Here is a 19,142-nt window from a genome sequence, read left to right as displayed (position 1 = left end):
AGATACCCGCTGGCGAGGGCGCCGGGGCACTGCCCGAGCAAACTCCCTCGCCACGGTTTGGAGTTACACCAAGTGCAAGGCGGTGAGCAGCATGTCGATGGCCTTGATGCCCACGAACGGCACCAGAATCCCGCCCAGCCCATAGATCAGCAGATTGCGGCGCAGCAACGCCGCCGCGCTCGCCGCCTGCACCCGCACACCGCGCAGGGCCAATGGGATCAACACCACAATGATCAACGCGTTGAACACAATGGCCGACAGGATTGCGCTCTGCGGGCTCTGCAAGTGCATCACGTTGAGCACGCCCAATTGCGGATAGATCGAGGCGAACAGCGCCGGCAGGATCGCGAAATACTTGGCCACGTCGTTGGCGATGGAAAACGTGGTCAGCGCACCGCGGGTCACCAGCAGTTCCTTGCCGATCTGCACCACGTCCAGCAACTTGGTGGGGTCGCTGTCGAGGTCGACCATGTTGGCGGCCTCGCGGGCGGCCTGGGTGCCGTCGTTCATGGCCATGCCGACGTCTGCCTGAGCCAGCGCCGGGGCGTCGTTGGCGCCGTCGCCGCACATCGCGACCAGGCGACCGTCGTTCTGTTCATGGCGAATGCGTGCGAGCTTTTTCTCCGGGGTGGCTTCGGCGAGCACGTCGTCCACGCCCGCTTCGGCGGCAATCGCGGCGGCGGTCAGCGGGTTGTCGCCGGTCACCATCACGGTGCGAATCCCCAGTTTGCGCAGCTCGGCGAACCGTTCGCGAATGCCAGGCTTGACCACGTCCTTGAGATGAATAGCACCGAGTAACTTGCCGTCGGCGCACACCAGTAAAGGCGTGCCGCCGCTTTGGGCGATTTTGTCGACTTCCCGCGACAGCGCCGCCGGCAGGCCGTCCCGTGGCAGGCCGATAAACGCCAGCAACGAATCCACTGCGCCTTTGCGGAACACACGGCCCTGGTAATCGACACCGGACAAGCGGGTTTCAGCGCTGAACGGAACACCGGTCAACTCATCCACCGTAGGCTCGGCCTGAGGATGCAAAGCGCGCAGGTATTCGACGATGGATTTGCCTTCGGCGGTGTCATCGGCCAGGGATGCCAGCAGCGCGCCTTCGGCCAATTCCCGCCCGCTCACGCCTGGCGCGGCAAACACCGCCGCGCAACGGCGGTTACCAAAGGTGATGGTGCCGGTCTTGTCGAGCATCAGCACATGCACGTCCCCCGCCGCTTCCACGGCACGACCGGACTTGGCGATCACATTCAGGCGCACCAGGCGGTCCATGCCGGCGATGCCGATAGCCGACAACAAGCCGCCGATGGTGGTAGGAATCAGCGTCACCAGCAGTGCGACGAGGAACACCAACGGTAAGCTGCCATTGGCGAAATGGGCGAATGGCTGCAGGGTCACCACCACCAGCAGGAAGATCAGGGTCAGACCGATCAGCAGGATATCCAGCGCGACTTCATTGGGGGTTTTCTGGCGTTTGGCGCCTTCCACCAACGCGATCATGCGGTCCAGCGTGGATTCGCCGGGGTTGGCGGTAATGCGGATCAGCAGCCAGTCGGAGACCAGCCGCGTGTTGCCGGTGACGGCCGAACGGTCGCCGCCGGACTCCCGGATCACGGGCGCGGATTCCCCGGTGATCGCCGCCTCGTTGACCGCGGCGATGCCTTCGATCACCTCGCCGTCACCGGGGATCATCTCCCCAGCGGCGACGCGCACCACATCACCTTTACGCAGGCTGGTGGCCGGCACCACCTTGAAGCTGCCATCGGCTTCCTGACGGCGTGCGCTGAGCCCTTCGCTACCGGCCTTGAGGCTGTCGGCGCGGGCCTTGCCACGCCCCTCGGCCAAGGCTTCGGCGAAGTTGGCGAACAGCACGGTGAACCATAGCCACACTGCGATCTGCACAGCGACGAAGGTGGGCACCGCGGTGTCCGGCACAAAGCACAACACGGTGGTGAGGATAGCGGTGAGTTCCACCACCAGCATCACTGGCGAGCGTTGCAACTGACGTGGGTCGAGCTTGACGAACGCTTGGATCAGCGCCGGGCGCCACAGAGCGGAAATCGCGGTTTTAGCCGGCTCCTGGGGTTTGACCGGAGCGGCGTTTTTTACAGGCATATTCATTTTCATATCCCTCAGAAGCCCATGCTCAGGTGTTCAGCAATTGGGCCCAGTGCCAGCGTCGGTAGGAAGGTCAGGCCGCCCACCAGCAAGATGGTCACGGTCAACAGCGTCACAAACAGTGGGCCGTGGGTCGGGAAGCTGTTCTGGCCAATGGGTGCGGCCTTTTTCATCGCCAGGCTGCCGGCCAGGGCCAGTATCGGGAGGATGTAACCGAAGCGGCCGATCAACATGCCCAGGCCCAACATCAGGTTGTGGAACGGCGTGTTGGCACTCAGGCCGCCGAACGCTGAGCCGTTGTTGGCGCTGGCTGAGGTGTAGGCATAGAGCAACTGGCTGAAGCCGTGGGGTCCAGGGTTGCTGATGGCGGAAGCCGGGCCCGGCAGGCTGGCGGCGATAGCACCGAGTACCAGCACGCCAACCGGCATCACCAGCAGGGTCACCACCAGCAGTTGCACTTCCTTGGCCTGGAGTTTCTTGCCAAGGTATTCCGGGGTGCGGCCAATCATCAGGCCGGCGAGGAATACCGCGATCAACACGTTGAGCAACATGCCGTACATGCCGGCGCCGACACCGCCGAAGATCACTTCGCCGACCATCATATTGACCAGCGCCACCATCCCGCTGAGGGGGCTGAGGCTGTCCTGCATGCCGTTGACCGAACCGTTGGACGCGGCGGTGGTGGTCACCGACCACAGCACGGTACCGGTGGTGCCGAAGCGCGCTTCCTTACCTTCCAGCGGTGCGGTTTGCTCCACGGCCGGATTGTTGAGGGTCGGGTTGGGCTGGTACTCGGACCACAGCGAAGTCGCGCCGCCGATCAGGAACAGTGCCAGCATGCAGCCGAGGATCGCGCGGCTCTGACGCAGGTCTTTGACGTAGTGACCAAAGGTAAATACCAACGCCACCGGAATCAGGATGATCGACGCCACCTCGAACAGGTTGGACCAGGCAGTCGGGTCTTCAAACGGATGCGCCGAGTTGACGCCGAAGAAACCGCCACCATTGGTGCCCAGTTGCTTGATCGCAATCTGGCTGGCGGCCGGGCCGAGGGGAATCACCTGGTCCACGCCCTGCAGCGTCACGGCATCAACGTAGTGAGCGAAGGTCTGCGGTACACCCTGCCACACCAGAAACAGCGCCAGTACCAGGCACAATGGCAGCAGGCCATAGAGGGTGGCGCGGGTCATATCGACCCAGAAGTTACCCAAGGTGCGTGCGGACTTACGACCGATCCCACGGCAGAGGGCGACCAGGACGGCAAGGCCGGTGGCTGCGCTGACGAAGTTCTGCACAGTCAGGCCGGCCATCTGGCTGAGGTAGCTCAGGGACGCCTCACCGCTGTAGGACTGCCAGTTGGTGTTGGTCATGAAACTGACCGCTGTGTTGAAGGCCAGCGTCCATTCCTGGCCTGGCAATTTCTGCGGATTCAGTGGCAGAGAACCTTGGAACACCAGGATCGAGAACAACAACACAAAGCCCGCAAGGTTGAACGCCAACAGGGCCAGCATGTATTTCTGCCAGCTCTGTTCCTGCTGCGCGTCCACGCCCGCCAAGCGATAGCAGACTTTTTCGACGGGCCCCAGTACCGGGCTCAGCCATGTGCGCTGGCCTTCCATCACCTTGTAATAGAACCGCCCCAGAAACGGCGCGGGCACCAGCACCACGGCGAAGAAGGCGATGATCAGCCAATAGTCATAACTGTGCATAGCCTGCTCCTAGTTCCGATCCGCGCGTAACAGCGCAACCAGCAGATAAATGAACAGCGCCACGGCCAATAGCAGTGACACCCCGTCCAGAACACTCATGGAAGTCCCTCCGTTTAGCGGCGAGCGCCGCGTGTGGGCCAATTGTCCGCAGGAGTGGTGTAAAGGAACGAGAGCGAGGGTGTGGGCGGGGCGTAAAGACGGCGTAAAGAGTGGGTTTATGCGAATGCTGGTGCCGGGGTGGACGCTATCGGGGGCAAGCTCCTCCAACATTTGGCCGGGGTGCATCCTAGGTCAACCTGTGGGAGGGGGCTTGCCCCCGATAGCGCCGGCCCGGCCACCGCCGCACCTAACTGGTGCAACACCACAAAACTTCAAACGCCAAACCATCCCCCACACGACAGTTGCGCCGCTTTACGACACGGTTGCGCGGCATGGCATGGCCGCTGCAACACCTTGAATCATTCCAACCCGTTCAAGGAGCGCCACACGATGAACACACAACTAAAACCCAGCTTGGGCACCCTGCATCTCTGGGGCATCGCCGTCGGGCTGGTGATCTCCGGGGAGTACTTCGGCTGGAGCTACGGCTGGGGTGTGGCCGGAACCCTGGGGTTCTTGGTGACCTCATTAATGGTGGCGGCCATGTACACCTGCTTTATCTTCAGTTTCACCGAGCTGACTACCGCGATTCCCCACGCCGGCGGGCCGTTTGCCTACAGTCGCCGCGCCTTTGGTGAGAAAGGCGGCCTGATCGCCGGGTTGGCCACGCTGATCGAATTCGTCTTCGCGCCACCGGCCATTGCCCTGGCCATCGGTGCCTACCTGAACGTGCAGTTTCCGGCGCTGGACCCCAAACACGCCGCCGTCGGCGCCTACATCGTATTTATGGGCTTGAACATCCTCGGCGTGAAGCTCGCCGCTACCTTCGAGCTGGTGGTGTGCGTGCTTGCCGTTGCTGAGTTGCTGGTGTTCATGGGTGTGGTGGCGCCCGCCTTCAGCTTCAGCAACTTCGCCCTAAACGGCTGGGCCGGCTCAGACACCTTCGGCGCCCCGGCGATTGCCGGCATGTTCGCGGCAATCCCCTTCGCCATCTGGTTCTTTCTCGCCATCGAGGGCGCGGCCATGGCCGCCGAAGAGGCGAAAGATCCCAAGCGCACCATTCCAAAAGCCTACATCAGCGGCATCCTGACCCTGGTGATCCTGGCCATGGGCGTGATGTTCTTCGCGGGCGGCGTGGGCGACTGGCGCACCCTGTCGAACATCAACGACCCATTGCCACAAGCCATGAAAACCGTGGTGGGCGACAGCTCCGGTTGGTTGCACATGCTGGTGTGGATCGGTCTGTTCGGTCTTGTGGCGAGTTTCCACGGCATCATCCTGGGCTACTCGCGCCAGTTCTTCGCCCTCGCCCGCGCCGGCTATCTGCCCTCTTCCCTCGCCAAGTTGTCGCGCTTTCAGACACCGCACCGCGCCATCATCGCCGGTGGCGTGGTCGGCATCGCGGCCATCTACAGCGACGGCCTGATCAACCTGGGCGGCATGACCCTGACCGCCGCAATGATCACCATGGCCGTATTCGGCGCCATCGTGATGTACATCATGAGCATGCTTAGCCTGTTCAAATTGCGTAAGACCGAACCCCTGCTGGAACGCACCTTCCGCGCGCCGGGTTACCCGATCGTGCCGGGCATTGCGCTGGTGTTGGCGGTTGTATGCCTGGTGGCCATGGCCTGGTTCAACGCACTGATCGGGCTGATCTTCCTGGGCTTTATGGTGGTGGGGTTCATCTACTTCCAGATGACCGCCCAAGACCGCGCCGATGCACCCGCGGATGCAATGTTGACCGGGCTCTAAAGTTTTGAGGCAGAACAGGCCTACACTGAACTACTCAGAAAGCCTGTAACTCAAAGCAGTTATTCCCGTGGGAAAACCCTCCCACGGCAATCTGCCTCAAGGAGAGCGTTATGCCGTGGTATGCATGGTTGATTTTAGTGGTCGCGATCGGGTCGATCGTCGGTGGCCTGATGATGCTGCGAGACAGCGCCAACAAGGTTGAACTGACCGACGAACAACGCAAACGCGTGGCCGAGCGAAATGCGCAGGCGGATGCCAAGGATGCGCAGGATCGCTGAATCTTGAGTTACTCCCAATCCGCTTTGGCAATCTGCAAACCGTGCTGCCCTTTATAGGCAGCACGCTCCGGCTGGCTCCAGCCACTCAGCAATTCATCCTCCAATTTATAGATCTCCACACCCAGTGGTCGGCACACCGTCAGCGGGTCTTGCGCCTCCGGCCCCCACATCGGCAGCGACAAATCCCCACCCGGGCAGGTCGACAGCGCACACAGCAGATCGATCTCGGCAAAGAACTCCAGGTAATCACCCTTCTGCGCGGGGCAGGCTTTCATGAAGTACATGTCGTCATGATTGAGGCCCGTGCATTGGAAAATATTCAACACGTCATGCACATCGAACTCCGTCAGGCCGTGGGGTAACACCGCCCGGGTCAGGTTCGAATGGCAGTGATGATGGAAGTCTTCGCCGGTGAGCATACGGTTCACATAGGGGTCGCAACGCGTACCGAGCAGATCGTGCAACCGCCCGCCGTGCTCGTCGATGCCGTAGTTGGCCAGGCTGTCGTCGGTGATGGTGACCAAGGGGCGTAAAAATGGCAGGTTGGACCATAGCCGGTCATGAGTGCTGACATGGGCGCCCTGTAATTGCCGGGTACGCGCCGCCCACAAACGCTCCCGCGGGTCATTGGCGTTCCATACGTTGAAATCGCCAACCTGCGGGCCGTCCGGCGTGGTCACGCGAAACACATGCCCGGCCGGTACTTTCCATGCCCTCCCCGTACGAATCGGCACTTCGAACTGTTCGATCAACTGGCGTTGATCCTTGCGATCCCGGATGCGTTCATAAAATGCCGTATCCACCTGCAATGCTGAACCTTTACTGACCTGATAGGCGGCGGGGTAGTCTTTGTACATGGGCAATCCTCCATCAAGGATGATCAAAGAGGGCGAGGGAAAGGTGTTCGGAATCATCCAGGTAGAGGCTCATTGCCTCGCTGGCGGCCGGCTTGTTGTTATTGGCTAAGAACGCGTAGATCTCACGGTCCCGTTCTAGCCAGGGCAACTGGAAACGCTGCTCATCGGGAGCGGCACAAAATACCAGGCGTAATTGGGCGATTACCTGGGCGAAAAACTCATTGAAGAATGGGCTGTGCAGCAACCCGACGATCTGCTGGTGAAACATCAAACTGTGAGTGGCAACCGCCCGCCAATCTTCGCGCTCTCGGGCAAGAGTGGTGGCGTCGATAGCGTTTTGCATGTGCTCGGATTGCTCACGAGTGAGCGCAGCACTTTGGGCGATAGCTTGCAACTCCAAAGTACGACGGACCACAAACAAATCACGCACCTCCTCTCGTGCCAGCCGCCGGACCATAACGCCCTTATTGCGCACATAGCGTGTCAGCCCTTCCTGGCCCAAGCGATGCAGGGCTTCGCGGATTGTATTGCGCGAGGCGTTATAAGACTTGACCAGCTCGGCCTCGACCAAGCCCATTCCAGGCAAGAGTCGGCCACCAATAATATCGGCCCGTAGTTCCAGCGCGATTTGGTCGGCTAGAGACAAGTTTGCTGGCATAAGTACCTCGGGATTGTTGAACAATCTTTTGTGTAGAGGTATACAATATTTGTGCCAGTATCGGCTGTCGATGAGGTCCATTGCCGATGGCGAAAATGTGGATTATGTACATCGGGAGGGTTAGTTTTCCGATGAACAATGGAAGAAGGCCGGTTAATGACCGGCCTTCGGGTGCTTATTTGATTTCCAGCCTATCGCGATTCTTTTCCAGCAACGCCTTGCCGATGCCCTTCACTTCCAGCAGCTCATCCACCGCAGTGAACGGACCATTGGTTTCACGGTAAGCGACAATAGCCTTGGCTTTGGCAGCACCGACCCCGAAAAGATCGCGGCGCAGGGTTTCGGCATCGGCGGCATTAAGGTTCACCTTGGCGGACTGCTCGACCTGGGTAATCAGCGCGGTGATCGGGCCTGGGGCTGCGGGTTTGACTGACTGGGCTGCTGTAGTGGCTAGGGAGAGAGTGGTGAGGAAAGCGAAAACAAGGGAGGAGATATAGGTGTTTTGCATTGGTGAAGCTCCATGACATCGTTTAGAAAAAAGCAGCTTTTCCGAAGCTGCTTTTCTAACTTAGTCGATGGCTGGAGGGTGTCAAAAGTGAGTACGTAACTGGGTGTGAGCTCAGGGATCAAGTCGGCGTTGCTGATGAATCCAGTCTACAATTTCACCATCCGGGGTGTAACCGCTGACAGTATCTCGCAGCAGTAAGCGGACACTAACGTAATCGTCCTGATCTAAGGCCGATAGCAACTCGGCCAACCTGACTTTCAATATCTCCCATGGGAGATGATCCTCATTTGCACTCATGATCATAGGGTGTCGAGTGGCGACCACGTTGTCACCGATGAGTAACTCTTCATAAAGTTTTTCGCCGGGACGTAAGCCGGTAAATTCAATCGCAATATCACCGTGGATGTTTTTGTCCGAGCGTATGCTCAGACCGGACAGATGAATCATCTTTTCTGCCAGTTCGACGATTTTTACCGGTTCCCCCATGTCCAGTACAAATACATCCCCACCCTGCCCCATAGAGCCCGCCTGGATAACCAACTGTGCGGCCTCAGGGATCGTCATGAAGTATCGAGTAATTTTCGGGTGGGTAACCGTGAGAGGGCCACCAGATTTGATTTGCCTATGAAATAGCGGAATAACCGAGCCCGACGACCCTAAAACATTACCAAAGCGGACCATTGTAAATCGGGTTTTATTCACACGTGAAATATTGGACCTATCCCCAAACAACACCGGAGCCAACTCACGGCTTAGAGCCTGCAGGGTTAGCTCGGCCAAACGTTTGGTACTACCCATGACATTAGTTGGACGTACAGCCTTGTCCGTGGAAATCAAAACGAAGTTGGCAACCCCTGCCTGCAGTGCAGCTTGTGCAGTATTAAGTGTACCAATAACATTATTCAAAACACCTTCGGCGATATTGTGCTCGACCATCGGAACATGTTTATAAGCTGCGGCATGGTAGACAGTATCTACACGCCAAGTTCTCATCACATCAAGGAGTTTCGACTGATTGCGCACAGACCCTAAAATCGGAAGTAATTTCACAGATAAGGATTCACGACTAATGCGCTGCTCAAGTTCAGAAAGAATACTGTAAAGATTGAATTCACTATGTTCGAACAGCAACAGAGTCATCGGACGGAGCGTCAAAATTTGTCGGCACAACTCAGAGCCAATGGAACCACCAGCCCCCGTAACTAGAACGCTCTGCCCCTTGATACAATGTTCCAATAATTCCTCTTGAGCAGGTACGGCATCACGACCCAACAAATCAGCGATATCAACTTCTTGGATATCGTCTACTTTGACCCGACCACTCGCCAAATCCATAAAGCCAGGAACACTGCGTACATGAAGCGGAAAACTTTCAAGGAACCCAAGAATCTCACGTCGACGCGCACGATTAGATGAAGGAATAGCGAGCAGAATCTCCTCCGCCCCTGTGACGTCAATCATCCGTTGAATATGTTTTGGTTTATAGACTTGAAGCCCAGAAATAACGCGATCACTGATGCTGCTATCATCGTCGATAAACGCTACAGGCCTCATGACCCGTCCCATTCTGAGAGCGGCTACTAATTGGTTTCCCGCGGCGCCCGCACCATAAATGGCTACTCGAGGTAAACCGTCTTCTCGGCTCGTAAAGGGAACGTGTTGAGTTGCGGAAAACCAGTCACCCAAGAAATACTGGCGCATTCCCAATCTCAAGCCACCCACCATAATAAGACTGAGCCACCAGTAATTGAAAATAATAGAACGGGGAATAACATGTTGATGATTGCTATACCAGTATACGACAACCCCTAAAATCAGCGCTGACAGGCTGACTGCCTTAATAATGGCGATGAGCGCATCATTACCGAAATAACGCATAACTGCGCGGTACATACCGAAACGTATGAACAAAGGTATTGCAACCACAGGCGCAGCTAGAAATAACCAGAGATGATCGAAGAAGGGATTGATCATTTCGTCAACGCCGAGTCGAACGACGAATGCCAGCCAGAGCGCACACCAGACCACCAATACATCAGTAGAGACCTGGATCAATCTTTTTTTCCGGCGCGGCAGTCCAACCAGACATGTCCGAACCCTTTCCATAAATCCTTCGTCCACCTCACACCGCTCCTGTTTTGACGCATCATTTTTCATCGTACGGCTCCGTACCGCTTTCTAGCTTGGCAAATTCTCACCGCATTAAGTGCAGGTGCCAGGGAAGCCTTATCACTGTCATGACCCGTTGAATGACGGCCATTGAGTCGTACGACAGCGTCAGTTCATCAATTAACATGCCTTGGCCATGACTTCAGCCAGCACTTCACATGTCTTACTAATTTCAGCCTCAGTAAGTGTTGGATGCACCAAAAACATTAGGCTGGATTCGCCAAGTTCTCTAGCAACGGGCAGTCTTACTTGCGGCCGCCAGCCGGTTTGGTCAAACGCTTTTTCCAAATAGACTTCAGAACATGAGCCTGAATAGCAAGGCACACCAAGTGCGTTGATTTCATTCAGAATGCGGTCGCGCGACCAACCTTCATTTAGCGCGGATGATTCGACGAATATGTAGCACTTGTACGCCGCGTGTTTGATTTCCATAGGCACGTCAGGAACGCGCAAACCAGAAAAAGCTCGCGCAGCATCCCAAATACGCTCAGCATTTCCCTGTCGCGCAGCGCTCCAACTAGCCATCCGTTCCAACTGGATACGCCCGATTACCCCCTGTACCTCCATCATTCTCCAGTTAGTACCGAAGCTTTCATGAAGCCATCGGAAGCCAGAAGGGTGCTCGCGCTCATAGACCGCCGGCCAGGATTTACCGTGATCCTTGTAAGACCACATGCGCGACCACAACTCTGGGTCACTGGTAGTGACCATCCCTCCTTCCCCGCCAGTCGTCATGATTTTGTCCTGGCAGAACGACCAGGCGCCAATATGACCGATGGAGCCTACTGAACGTTTTTTGTATTGAGCGCCATGCGCCTGAGCGCAGTCTTCGATGACCTTGAGATCGTGCTTCTCGGCTAAGGCCATGATTGGATCCATATCGCAAGGCCAACCGGCAAGATGCACACAGATAATCGCTCTTGATCGAGGTGTGAGCACGGAGCGAATCGTATCAGCAGTGATGTTTTGAGTATCCCGGTCCACCTCGGCGAAAACCGGAATCGCACCAGCGTTAACAATACTCGATACAGACGCAAGAAAAGTCCGAGGTGTAACAATCACCTCGTCACCCTCCCCAATACCCAACGCCAACAGGGCTACATCTAACGCTAGCGTGCCATTAGCTAGGGCAACCGCATGTGTAGACCCAACCCAGGATGCGAAGCTCTTTTCGAACAATCGGCATTCCTGTCCTGTCCAATAGTTGACTTTGTTAGACAAAATCACATCACGGACCGCATCAGCCTCTTGAAAGGTAAAACTTGGCCAAGGTGAAAAAGGTGTATTAAGCATAAAGTCCCTATTGAATAACTCTTTCAGTTAGCATACCAGCCGTTATGACCCCCATGGAAAATTACCCAATACAGGCTATACGATCAGCTAGTGCGCTAATGTTCAAAAAATAAGTCGCTTTGCATCAAGTTTGTAAAGCCCTACGTTCAAAAATAATACGAAAAGCGCAAATCTAGTCTGCCTACTTTGCTCCTTTAGCTTCTCTGGGAAAGCTCACTTCACACAGAAATACTGTGCGTCGCGAGCGCATCCGTCCTTTACTAGTGAGCATGCCTTCCCAGCCCCCCAATGAATTGACACAAACGCCCCCTCTCGACGGCATCAGAGAATGACCTAAGCAGAATACCCTCTATTGGCCTGAACCAAGGTAGGGGGGAGCGCCCTGATTTGTAACGCAAGCAGAATATTTTCCTCAATGACTTCGGGGCAGTCCACCTTCGGGCTCTAAATTCCGGCATTTTTCAAGGTTGTTATCGCATCAACCGTCTAACAATGCCGAGTGGCTCCCGGTTACGCGTTCGATCCGACCACCGTTCCGGCCTTTTTGCTCTTTGGCTCGTTCGTACAACTCATGTCGCCGGGCGAAGACCTGATGGTCCAGCCCTTGATGTCGTTCAGCCCGTGTGAAGAACCGGATTCGGCCGTGCCGGTATTTGTTATCGTACCAGCGCATGCCCCCCCCCCCCCAACCCAAACGCGTGCGGCGCCCTGACCGGCAAACCATCAGTGCCTTTGCGGTTAGCATGTGATTTTTTACACTGCGACCGAGACAGGAATCGCATGTCGATGCATGCACCAGCGCCTGCTGGCTCCATACCAAAGACTACCGAAACCACTGTACTAGCCAATCTACTTTTTTGGTGATGCCGGTGACTCACAGGGGCACCTGGCCAATCGATCATAAGTCAACTGACATGCCCGACGGTAGCTTGTAGAATATGCCGCCATGCTCCTGGTTGCGCCATCAGGCGGGATGCCTTTGGAAGGAGAGGCCCCACCGCCTTGCTCCTTTGCGTAAGGTAAAGCTGAGTTTGATAAAAAATGAATGACTGATTAAGAGGCTATACCGTGTTAAGAAGTACGCGCTTTTGCTTGAAGTTCTTTACCGTGGCATATGCTGTCGCTATTCCCCAAGGAGTCTTTGCAGAAACCGCTACGAATAACTCGTCTGAACGAATAGAGGAGCGCTGGACATCCTCGCCAGTTGACCATTGGCAAACGTATTCCCAAAGCGGATCTAATGGAATTCACAAATTTATTGAAAGCGAACACAGCTATAAAATTAAAAAAATTAGCCCACCCTCGAAAAAATTTCGAACTGGTTATGCCTTCGTTCATAATGGATCGCTATATTTTGAGGATCGAGCAAATCATATAAGCTACAAAAAAAACTGGCTCGGCGGTTATACGTCTGTAAATTTTACCGCTGACAGTGACTATAGTGCTCTCGGATACAACTTTCAGACTGACTCTTATTCTGGTTCCATTTCAGCATGCCCGCTACCAAATGACCGCGAGTGTAAAATATTCAGCTTCCAGCCAGGCACTTTTCCTTATGTTTATGCCAAGAATGAAGGCGCCGTGCTGTCTATAACAAATTACGGGGATGCATTACTTTTCAAAGACGGCGAGTGGTGCCGGATGTCGATGCATAACGATGTTTATTCGTGTGCTAATCCCGAGCTAACTCAATTAACCAAGCCTAGGGCGATACAATTCTACAGCTCAATAACCTACCAAGGAAAAGTCTTACTAGGAGAATGGCCGACGGGCCGTCTGTATGAGTTTGATGGTACCGAGCTGAAACCGTCTAGCATGACACCTCCGAAAATTGCAGAATTGGCTAATCAGCGTTTGGGCTATGAAGCACAGACGATGGCAGAGTATTGCGGTGATTTGTTCGTCGGGTATTGGCCAAAGGGTGAAGTTTGGCGATACGATCACACAGCAAGAGTGTGGAAATTTTTCAATAGGTTCTTCAGCAACGTAAAAGGTGAGACTTTCATACCTTACTCAGATAGGGAGGTCGACGGCCTGGACTCATCGTTCTTCGGCCAACGGGTCACCGCTATGGTTCCGTTTGAAGGCGCTCTGTATGTAACCACTTCAAATCTGAGGACTTGGACTTCGTCTGATTCAGCACCAGAAACAATAGCTCCATCCAAAGTGGCCGAATACGGGGCCATCTATAAAGTCACCAAACCTGGATGCACAACAAATTATAGTTATGCAAAAAACTATAATTGACATCAGACAGTCGCCTTCCCTCACCATCATGTGGTAACGCTGGACTGGATAAACTGCATCGGCGAAGTCTCCGCACAGCGCTTAAAGCTAACGCGGGCGCCAGATGACCCCGCGCAGTAACTGCAGTGCAACGTTAGAACTTAATCAATATAGAAAGCTATGCATTTTCGGATACTAGCGAACGCATCTCTAACCTGAAGATTTTCACAAAAGAACCACCCACGGAAGCTGCATGATGAATATCTCTGCAGAAAACTCTCTTATAGTTTTGATCGACGGACTTCTAAGCACTGTCAGCATGAGCTTCTCATAAAAGCTGAATACTTTCATCGAGTAAAAGTAAGCGCTCCATAAACCTCACACTCAAAGCGCTTAGCTGTTGCCAGATGCTGCGCTCCCGATCTCTTTCTGGAGCCCGGCCAACATGATGGGCCCCATGCCAAAGTCGAAAAAGTGCATCTGTACCACAAGCCGTTAGACTTCCGGAAATCCACCAACGGCCTAGGGGCTCTGGTCGAACTAGACATCAAGGTCTCAGTATTTGGCCCAGTGCTTTCCGTCCTCCTTAACAAGCCTCGAAACCGAGTGAAGATTATATATTGGGAACGTAACGGATTTTACCTTTGGATAAAGTGGCTGGAGTTTAAGCGCTTTAAAACATCGCCGAATTGGCCAGATGAAGCCAGCGTGCTGACGGTTCAAAAACGGAACTGGTTATTGGACGATATGTATTTGTGGCGTAACCGGCCACATCCAATGTTGACGCCTCGATTCGGCGCCTGATTCGGTGTAATTCATGGAATGGTTCTCATGCCCAAAGACCTTTCTGGCGCCCCTCTCTTGCTTAAGCAACTGCTTGAGCAAATGCTGAGTAAACGCGATTCAGATAAGGGCAAGATCGTTCATCTCGAAGAAGAAAAGTGCTGTTGTGTCAGCGTCTTTTCGGGCGCTAGTCAGAACAGACATTCAATCCCGCGACCCAGCAAATGGCTTTATTAAACGAAGCTGAAAGCGTGGCCGAGTCTGTCGCCACGGTGGAAGAAGAGGTCATAGCTCCGACCAAGCGATGATCAAACACAAGCCTCTGCCCGTCGATCTTCCGCTTATTGAAGTCATTCACGAACTGCCCAAGCACGAGCTGATATGTGCCTACGGTTGCCATAAACACAGAATTGGTGAGGAATCAGCGAGCACCTCAAGATCGTGCCGAAGCAAATCCGCGTGATCAAAAATGTGAGCAAGGTCTACGCCTGCTATGGCTATAAAACCGCGCTGACCACCGCCGACAAACCGGCGCAGCTGATCGAAAAAAGCATGACTATCCCACCGTGTTGCCGATGTTGCTAACGACCAATATGTCGATGGTCTGCTACTGCCTCGTTTCGAAAAAGTGCTCGGTCGACGCGGCGTCGATTTGGTCGAGATGGCTAAAGCCAACGGCCGAGAGCTCTATGTATGCCGGCACCATGTACTTGAGCTCCTACCACAAGCCTCTCTTCGAAGCCACGCTGCCGTGGGTTTGCACGCCAGAGATACCACGGAAATCATTAAATCCGCATCTCAAAAAGTGGGATTTATGGATCGCTACGTTGTTTATTTCTTTTCGCTACCACGAAAACGAGACATGGTCGCCTCGCCTTCAGCACTGATACCGTCACGAACAAACACTTTCTTCACCGTCATAATGATGATCTTTGCATCTAGCCAGATACTGTGGTTATCAACGTACCACACGTCTAGTTCGAACTTGGCCTCCCAACTCAAAGAGTTGCGACCATTCACTTGTGCCCAACCGGTAATCCCCGGACGAACATCATGACGGCGAGCCTGTTCAGTTGTATATAAAGGAAGATATTCAGTTAACAGCGGCCGAGGCCCTACGAGGCTCATATCGCCCTTGATGACGTTCCACAAGCCAGGCAGTTCGTCCAGGCTACTGGAGCGAAGGAATTGGCCAAATTGTGTCATCCGTTCTGAGTCAGGTAACGGGTTGCCCTGTGAATCAAAAGAGTCCCGCATCGTGCGAAACTTAATAAACTCAAATGGCTTCCCATGTAAGCCTGGCCGGACTTGGCGAAAAATAACCGGTGTTCCAAGTTTCTTGCGAACTGCCCATGCTGTCCACACCATGACCGGCCATAAGACGGATAGTGCAAGAATGGAGAGCAGGACATCAAAGAACCGCTTCATGAATGGTGTCCCTCGAATATCACATCCATGTAGTCCTTGGCTAACTTAGGATAACTTCGTTTATCCAACAGCCATTGCCGCCCGCGCATACCCATCTCTTCACGCTCAATGGGGGTCCGGGATTTCATCTCTAGAATACAAGTTACCAAACTTTCTACATCACTGGCCGGAACATAAACACCACAGTCCGCCTCATTGATCATAGAAGGGTAGCCACTGTATGAAGCAACAACCGGCTTACCCGCAAGCATGTAATCGATTACTTTATTCAAAGATTGTCCATAATTCCAGACCTTTGAAGGGTAGACCGAAAAATACAGTATGTCGGCGTTAACCAAAACAGCCTGTACTCTATCCCTGGAAACTTTTGGAGCAAAAACCAGGTTCGATAAATGCCCATACGTTTTTTGAAACTGTTTTTTAAGAGCTCCGTCCCCGACCATCACGAACTCTATGTCGCCATGATCTTTGAGCGCTTCAGCAGCCTCAAAAAAAGGCTCAAGCGCATTGGTGATCCCAATAGTACCCGCATGGACAATTCTGAATTTTGGCACCGAGAAAAACGTACTCTGGTAGTCATCAGTCAATGTCTTGGTTTGACTAAGATGATCCTCACTCACTCCCATCGGAATACAAAATACCGGACGCTCGTGCCCGATCTCGTTCTTCACATGCTCAGCGAGATTGGGCATAGTACCGATAATAGCGTCTGACTTTTTATAAGCCATTTTTTCAAGAAAGGACAAGCCTCTGACAAAAATATTATCTTTACTGAATCCTCCCTCTTCAATGATGGTGAGCGGCCAAATATCGCGGACCTCAAACACCAATCGACACTTGTATTTCCGCCGAAGCAACAACCCATTAAGTATCGTGAAAAGCGACAAGCTGGAGACAACGATAACATCAGGACGTGGAAGTCCTTTTTTATCCAGAAGCAGAATATTCCATTCGAAGTGAAGCCAACTCAAAATCCTGCGAGATGATTTGGCAACGGAATACTTCAAGGTTTTAAGCCAAACAATTTTCACGCCAGATACTTCCTGCGTGGTCACCCGTCGGGACAACTCGGGAACGTCGACCAAATTGTTCGAGTCAGACGTAATGACTACAGCCTCACAACCGGCCTTCTGCATTTCTTCAACCAGAAACCAGCCGCGCCCTCCCGGACTGCTGGCGGTTTTAGGAGAAAAATACTTTGTGATGTACCAGAATGTCTTATTCATCAAAATCAGACCGATTTAAAATTTGTACAGTTTTGGTATAGAGTTAATAGTTTTTATAACATCACTAAAGTCCATACCTAAAGCATCAAGGTACCAGCGTATATTTTGATATCTTGGTTGATTTTCATCCCGTACAAGTTCAAGTGCTCGCTCACGCGTCATGACGCCTTCACGAATCTGGTTACTGCGGAACGTATCATGTTCAGAGAAACCCGCAACTGTGTAGTAAATATAATTATAAAACGCCGCCGTGCCATCACCGATGCGCCAGGTAGTGCTGGTATCGACAGCCGTCTCCCAATCGTATTCACCAATCAACGTGTCATCGATGGTTTTCTCATCCCAGCTCCAGTAATCAAAGATATGATAGTAATCTTTTTTCTCGGTGAAACTTCTGTAATATTCACCGGACAACGTATCCCAGAGGGACGAATTAAAATAGCCAGGGCTCTTCAACATAGCCTTGAAGCGCAGGCTCTGGTACTCAATTTGCTTTTGCCAACCATGCATGTAAACACGCTTTTCCTCAAAGTCAGGCGGTATACCGAGAAAGCCTGCTTTGAAGTGTGTAACTTCCAATGGATTCACACCCCACAAGTTCAAACCAACACCTGTTTGACGCTTAACGGTCTCCACATGGCGGAAAAAGTGTTTGTCACCTGCGGTCAGAATACTAATCATCCCGAGGTGCGGAGACTTCAGCCAAGCCTTCAAGTTGACTGCAATATTATTTCTCTTCTTGTCAAGATCATCAGCAATGATAATATTTTCGACACCCAGCTCAGCACACATCCTACTGATATTGCGGCGCCCCAAATCCGTGACCATTCCCCAATCATAGGTATACGTCACTGGATTCATGCCCAGCTCTTTAACTATCAAGTGCAAACCGTAACAACTATCGCGTCCTCCGGAAAAAGGCACAATACAATCCAGTGCACCATTACGGCGATAAGGCGCTACCAGATCAAAGATTTCCTGCTTCGGCTTAGGCACATTCCGAAGCTTGTAAGTGTTGCAATAATTACATACGCCAATCGCGTCAAATGTAATATAAGGCATGGTCTCCGGAAGAATGCATTTGGTACAGCGCCGCAATTCTGGAGTGTTGAACTCTAGCAACTTCTCCTCGATCTGATTAAATTTAAACGGCGGAATCAGGTTGTGAACACGACGGTTATCATCAGACACCGTCAGTTTCGATGAGGTAGGGATATCAATTTCTACCGCATCCTCACGTACCTGCTTGATAGAGGTACAACCGATTTCAGCTAGCGGGAAGCGCTCGGACGAAAAACAGACATTTCCATTTGATTCGCCTACGTACAGACTGCCGTTGTTGGAAAAAATCAATGCCTTTCCACGCTCAGGCAAAAGGATTGCGCACGCAACCACGCCCTTACAAAGAGAAAGGACCGCAGCGGCAAGGCCGCTCAGATCGACATTATTAGCCAGGTATTGCTCGGTAATAGCGGCGATAACCTCACTGTCTATTTCCAACTTGCGCTCTGGCGTGATCTGATCCCAGATTTCAGCATCATTCACAATGATACCGTTATGGAATACGCAGATATTTTCACGCACGACTGGCTGATTATCGGAAAGCCCATTAGTTATCAAGCGGCTATGGCCTACCACCAAGGTGGCATTTCTTACCGGATTTCGCTTCAAGAGTGAGACAACATCGTAGTCGGCTCTTGTAGCTTTATAGGTGGACGAGTCCCACATCAAAAAACCACTTGAATCTCTACCACGTTGCATCGCATGCCGAGCCAAAAAAGCCAAATCCTTTTCGACCACGGCGGATGAAGAAACAATACCAAATATCCCGCACATAGTTTAAACCCTATAAAATCATGATGCTGATTGGAGATATTCAGCCCAATCAGCGCTCTACCAACGCGACGCCCCTAAGGAAACTCTGAAAAAGACTTTCTGATTTGGCAAAATACCGCGACCCCACCCACCGAGTTTCCCGATGAAGCAGATGACCTTCGCCGACGCCGAGTACGCTGGCAAGCGCAAGCAAACCCGC

Annotated in this window: 15 protein-coding genes and 2 pseudogenes; 5 read left to right on the top strand and 12 right to left on the bottom strand. The window is 53.3% G+C overall.

The genetic code is table 11. The annotated features are described in order from the left end of the window. Window positions 1–63 precede the first annotated feature (63 nt). The 3 genes from kdpB to kdpF are packed head-to-tail and all read right to left on the bottom strand — an operon-like array spanning window position 64 to window position 3,926. Window positions 64–2,127 carry a potassium-transporting ATPase subunit KdpB gene (kdpB, locus tag FIV35_RS28380; RefSeq protein WP_034112537.1) on the bottom strand — a complete coding sequence of 688 codons (2,064 nt, stop codon included), beginning with the start codon at window positions 2,125–2,127 and terminating at the stop codon, window positions 64–66. 5 nt (window positions 2,128–2,132) lie between these two features. Beyond that, window positions 2,133–3,827: a potassium-transporting ATPase subunit KdpA gene (kdpA, locus tag FIV35_RS28375; RefSeq protein WP_034137464.1), complete on the bottom strand. Its 1,695-nt coding sequence runs from the start codon at window positions 3,825–3,827 to the stop codon at window positions 2,133–2,135. Between the two features lie 9 nt (window positions 3,828–3,836). Beyond that, window positions 3,837–3,926: a K(+)-transporting ATPase subunit F gene (gene kdpF / locus FIV35_RS28370; protein ID WP_003218754.1), complete on the bottom strand. Its 90-nt coding sequence runs from the start codon at window positions 3,924–3,926 to the stop codon at window positions 3,837–3,839. Window positions 3,927–4,316: 390 nt separating this feature from the next. Between kdpF and eat the strand changes: the two genes are divergently transcribed. Both eat and FIV35_RS28360 read left to right on the top strand, forming a co-directional pair. Beyond that, window positions 4,317–5,681 carry an ethanolamine permease gene (eat, locus tag FIV35_RS28365; RefSeq protein ID WP_034096554.1) on the top strand — a complete coding sequence of 455 codons (1,365 nt, stop codon included), beginning with the start codon at window positions 4,317–4,319 and terminating at the stop codon, window positions 5,679–5,681. A 110-nt stretch (window positions 5,682–5,791) separates the two neighbouring features. Beyond that, on the top strand, window positions 5,792–5,959 hold the full coding sequence (locus tag FIV35_RS28360) for a DUF2897 family protein (RefSeq protein WP_012722955.1): 168 nt from the start codon (window positions 5,792–5,794) through the stop codon (window positions 5,957–5,959). Between the two features lie 8 nt (window positions 5,960–5,967). Here FIV35_RS28360 and FIV35_RS28355 read toward each other — a convergent pair whose 3' ends face one another. From FIV35_RS28355 to FIV35_RS28330, 6 genes and pseudogenes are all read right to left on the bottom strand, one after another. Then, window positions 5,968–6,816 carry an urea carboxylase-associated family protein gene (locus FIV35_RS28355; RefSeq protein ID WP_034137463.1) on the bottom strand — a complete coding sequence of 283 codons (849 nt, stop codon included), beginning with the start codon at window positions 6,814–6,816 and terminating at the stop codon, window positions 5,968–5,970. Window positions 6,817–6,829: 13 nt separating this feature from the next. After that, window positions 6,830–7,474 (bottom strand): GntR family transcriptional regulator, encoded by a 645-nt coding sequence (locus FIV35_RS28350; RefSeq protein ID WP_034137462.1) that lies wholly within the window; start codon window positions 7,472–7,474, stop codon window positions 6,830–6,832. A gap of 175 nt (window positions 7,475–7,649) precedes the next feature. Further along, a complete protein-coding gene (locus tag FIV35_RS28345; protein ID WP_034137461.1) occupies window positions 7,650–7,982 on the bottom strand; it encodes a ComEA family DNA-binding protein in 333 nt (110 codons plus the stop codon). A gap of 111 nt (window positions 7,983–8,093) precedes the next feature. Then, complete coding sequence (locus FIV35_RS28340) at window positions 8,094–10,088, bottom strand: polysaccharide biosynthesis protein (protein WP_034137492.1); 1,995 nt, start codon at window positions 10,086–10,088, stop codon at window positions 8,094–8,096. Window positions 10,089–10,271: 183 nt separating this feature from the next. After that, on the bottom strand, window positions 10,272–11,444 hold the full coding sequence (locus FIV35_RS28335) for a DegT/DnrJ/EryC1/StrS family aminotransferase (RefSeq protein WP_034137460.1): 1,173 nt from the start codon (window positions 11,442–11,444) through the stop codon (window positions 10,272–10,274). 470 nt (window positions 11,445–11,914) lie between these two features. Continuing rightward, a pseudogene (locus FIV35_RS28330) lies at window positions 11,915–12,132 on the bottom strand (IS3 family transposase); the annotation flags it as partial. A gap of 404 nt (window positions 12,133–12,536) precedes the next feature. On the opposite strand from FIV35_RS28330, the gene FIV35_RS28325 reads away from it, so the two are divergent. The 3 genes and pseudogenes from FIV35_RS28325 to FIV35_RS30045 form a co-directional block, all read left to right on the top strand. Then, a complete protein-coding gene (locus FIV35_RS28325; protein ID WP_146375109.1) occupies window positions 12,537–13,691 on the top strand; it encodes a hypothetical protein in 1,155 nt (384 codons plus the stop codon). 453 nt (window positions 13,692–14,144) lie between these two features. Further along, entirely contained in the window at window positions 14,145–14,474 is a 330-nt protein-coding gene (gene tnpB, locus FIV35_RS28320) for an IS66 family insertion sequence element accessory protein TnpB (RefSeq protein ID WP_231980864.1), read from the top strand. 18 nt (window positions 14,475–14,492) lie between these two features. Then, window positions 14,493–15,106, top strand: a pseudogene (locus tag FIV35_RS30045) (IS66 family transposase); the annotation flags it as partial. Between the two features lie 178 nt (window positions 15,107–15,284). On the opposite strand, the gene FIV35_RS28310 reads toward FIV35_RS30045, so the two are convergent. The 3 genes from FIV35_RS28310 to FIV35_RS28300 are packed head-to-tail and all read right to left on the bottom strand — an operon-like array spanning window position 15,285 to window position 18,943. Beyond that, complete coding sequence (locus FIV35_RS28310; protein WP_034137459.1) at window positions 15,285–15,881, bottom strand: sugar transferase; 597 nt, start codon at window positions 15,879–15,881, stop codon at window positions 15,285–15,287. Then, on the bottom strand, window positions 15,878–17,107 hold the full coding sequence (locus FIV35_RS28305) for a glycosyltransferase family 4 protein (RefSeq protein WP_083377896.1): 1,230 nt from the start codon (window positions 17,105–17,107) through the stop codon (window positions 15,878–15,880). Before FIV35_RS28305 ends, FIV35_RS28310 begins: the two co-directional genes overlap by 4 nt. Before the next feature lie 15 nt (window positions 17,108–17,122). Further along, complete coding sequence (locus FIV35_RS28300; protein WP_034137458.1) at window positions 17,123–18,943, bottom strand: glucosamine 6-phosphate synthetase; 1,821 nt, start codon at window positions 18,941–18,943, stop codon at window positions 17,123–17,125. Window positions 18,944–19,142: the final 199 nt, after the last annotated feature.

The sequence above is a fragment of the Pseudomonas rhodesiae genome (genome assembly GCF_007858255.1).
Classification (GTDB): Bacteria; Pseudomonadota; Gammaproteobacteria; order Pseudomonadales; family Pseudomonadaceae; genus Aquipseudomonas; species Aquipseudomonas rhodesiae.
The sequence above is the reverse complement of the archived record's forward strand: the minus strand, read 5'-3'. Positions and strand labels throughout refer to the sequence as shown.

Excerpts from the sequence above, each read along its gene's own strand:
- FIV35_RS28305 (WP_083377896.1), bottom strand. The coding sequence starts at position 17,107 with ATGAATAAGACATTCTGGTACATCACAAAGTATTTTTCTCCTAAAACC.
- FIV35_RS28350 (WP_034137462.1), bottom strand. The coding sequence starts at position 7,474 with ATGCCAGCAAACTTGTCTCTAGCCGACCAAATCGCGCTGGAACTACGG.
- FIV35_RS28310 (WP_034137459.1), bottom strand. The coding sequence starts at position 15,881 with ATGAAGCGGTTCTTTGATGTCCTGCTCTCCATTCTTGCACTATCCGTC.
- FIV35_RS28335 (WP_034137460.1), bottom strand. The coding sequence starts at position 11,444 with ATGCTTAATACACCTTTTTCACCTTGGCCAAGTTTTACCTTTCAAGAG.
- kdpB (WP_034112537.1), bottom strand. The coding sequence starts at position 2,127 with ATGAAAATGAATATGCCTGTAAAAAACGCCGCTCCGGTCAAACCCCAG.
- kdpF (WP_003218754.1), bottom strand. The coding sequence starts at position 3,926 with ATGAGTGTTCTGGACGGGGTGTCACTGCTATTGGCCGTGGCGCTGTTC.
- FIV35_RS28345 (WP_034137461.1), bottom strand. The coding sequence starts at position 7,982 with ATGCAAAACACCTATATCTCCTCCCTTGTTTTCGCTTTCCTCACCACT.
- kdpA (WP_034137464.1), bottom strand. The coding sequence starts at position 3,827 with ATGCACAGTTATGACTATTGGCTGATCATCGCCTTCTTCGCCGTGGTG.
- eat (WP_034096554.1), top strand. The coding sequence starts at position 4,317 with ATGAACACACAACTAAAACCCAGCTTGGGCACCCTGCATCTCTGGGGC.
- FIV35_RS28360 (WP_012722955.1), top strand. The coding sequence starts at position 5,792 with ATGCCGTGGTATGCATGGTTGATTTTAGTGGTCGCGATCGGGTCGATC.
- FIV35_RS28340 (WP_034137492.1), bottom strand. The coding sequence starts at position 10,088 with ATGGAAAGGGTTCGGACATGTCTGGTTGGACTGCCGCGCCGGAAAAAA.
- FIV35_RS28300 (WP_034137458.1), bottom strand. The coding sequence starts at position 18,943 with ATGTGCGGGATATTTGGTATTGTTTCTTCATCCGCCGTGGTCGAAAAG.
- FIV35_RS28355 (WP_034137463.1), bottom strand. The coding sequence starts at position 6,816 with ATGTACAAAGACTACCCCGCCGCCTATCAGGTCAGTAAAGGTTCAGCA.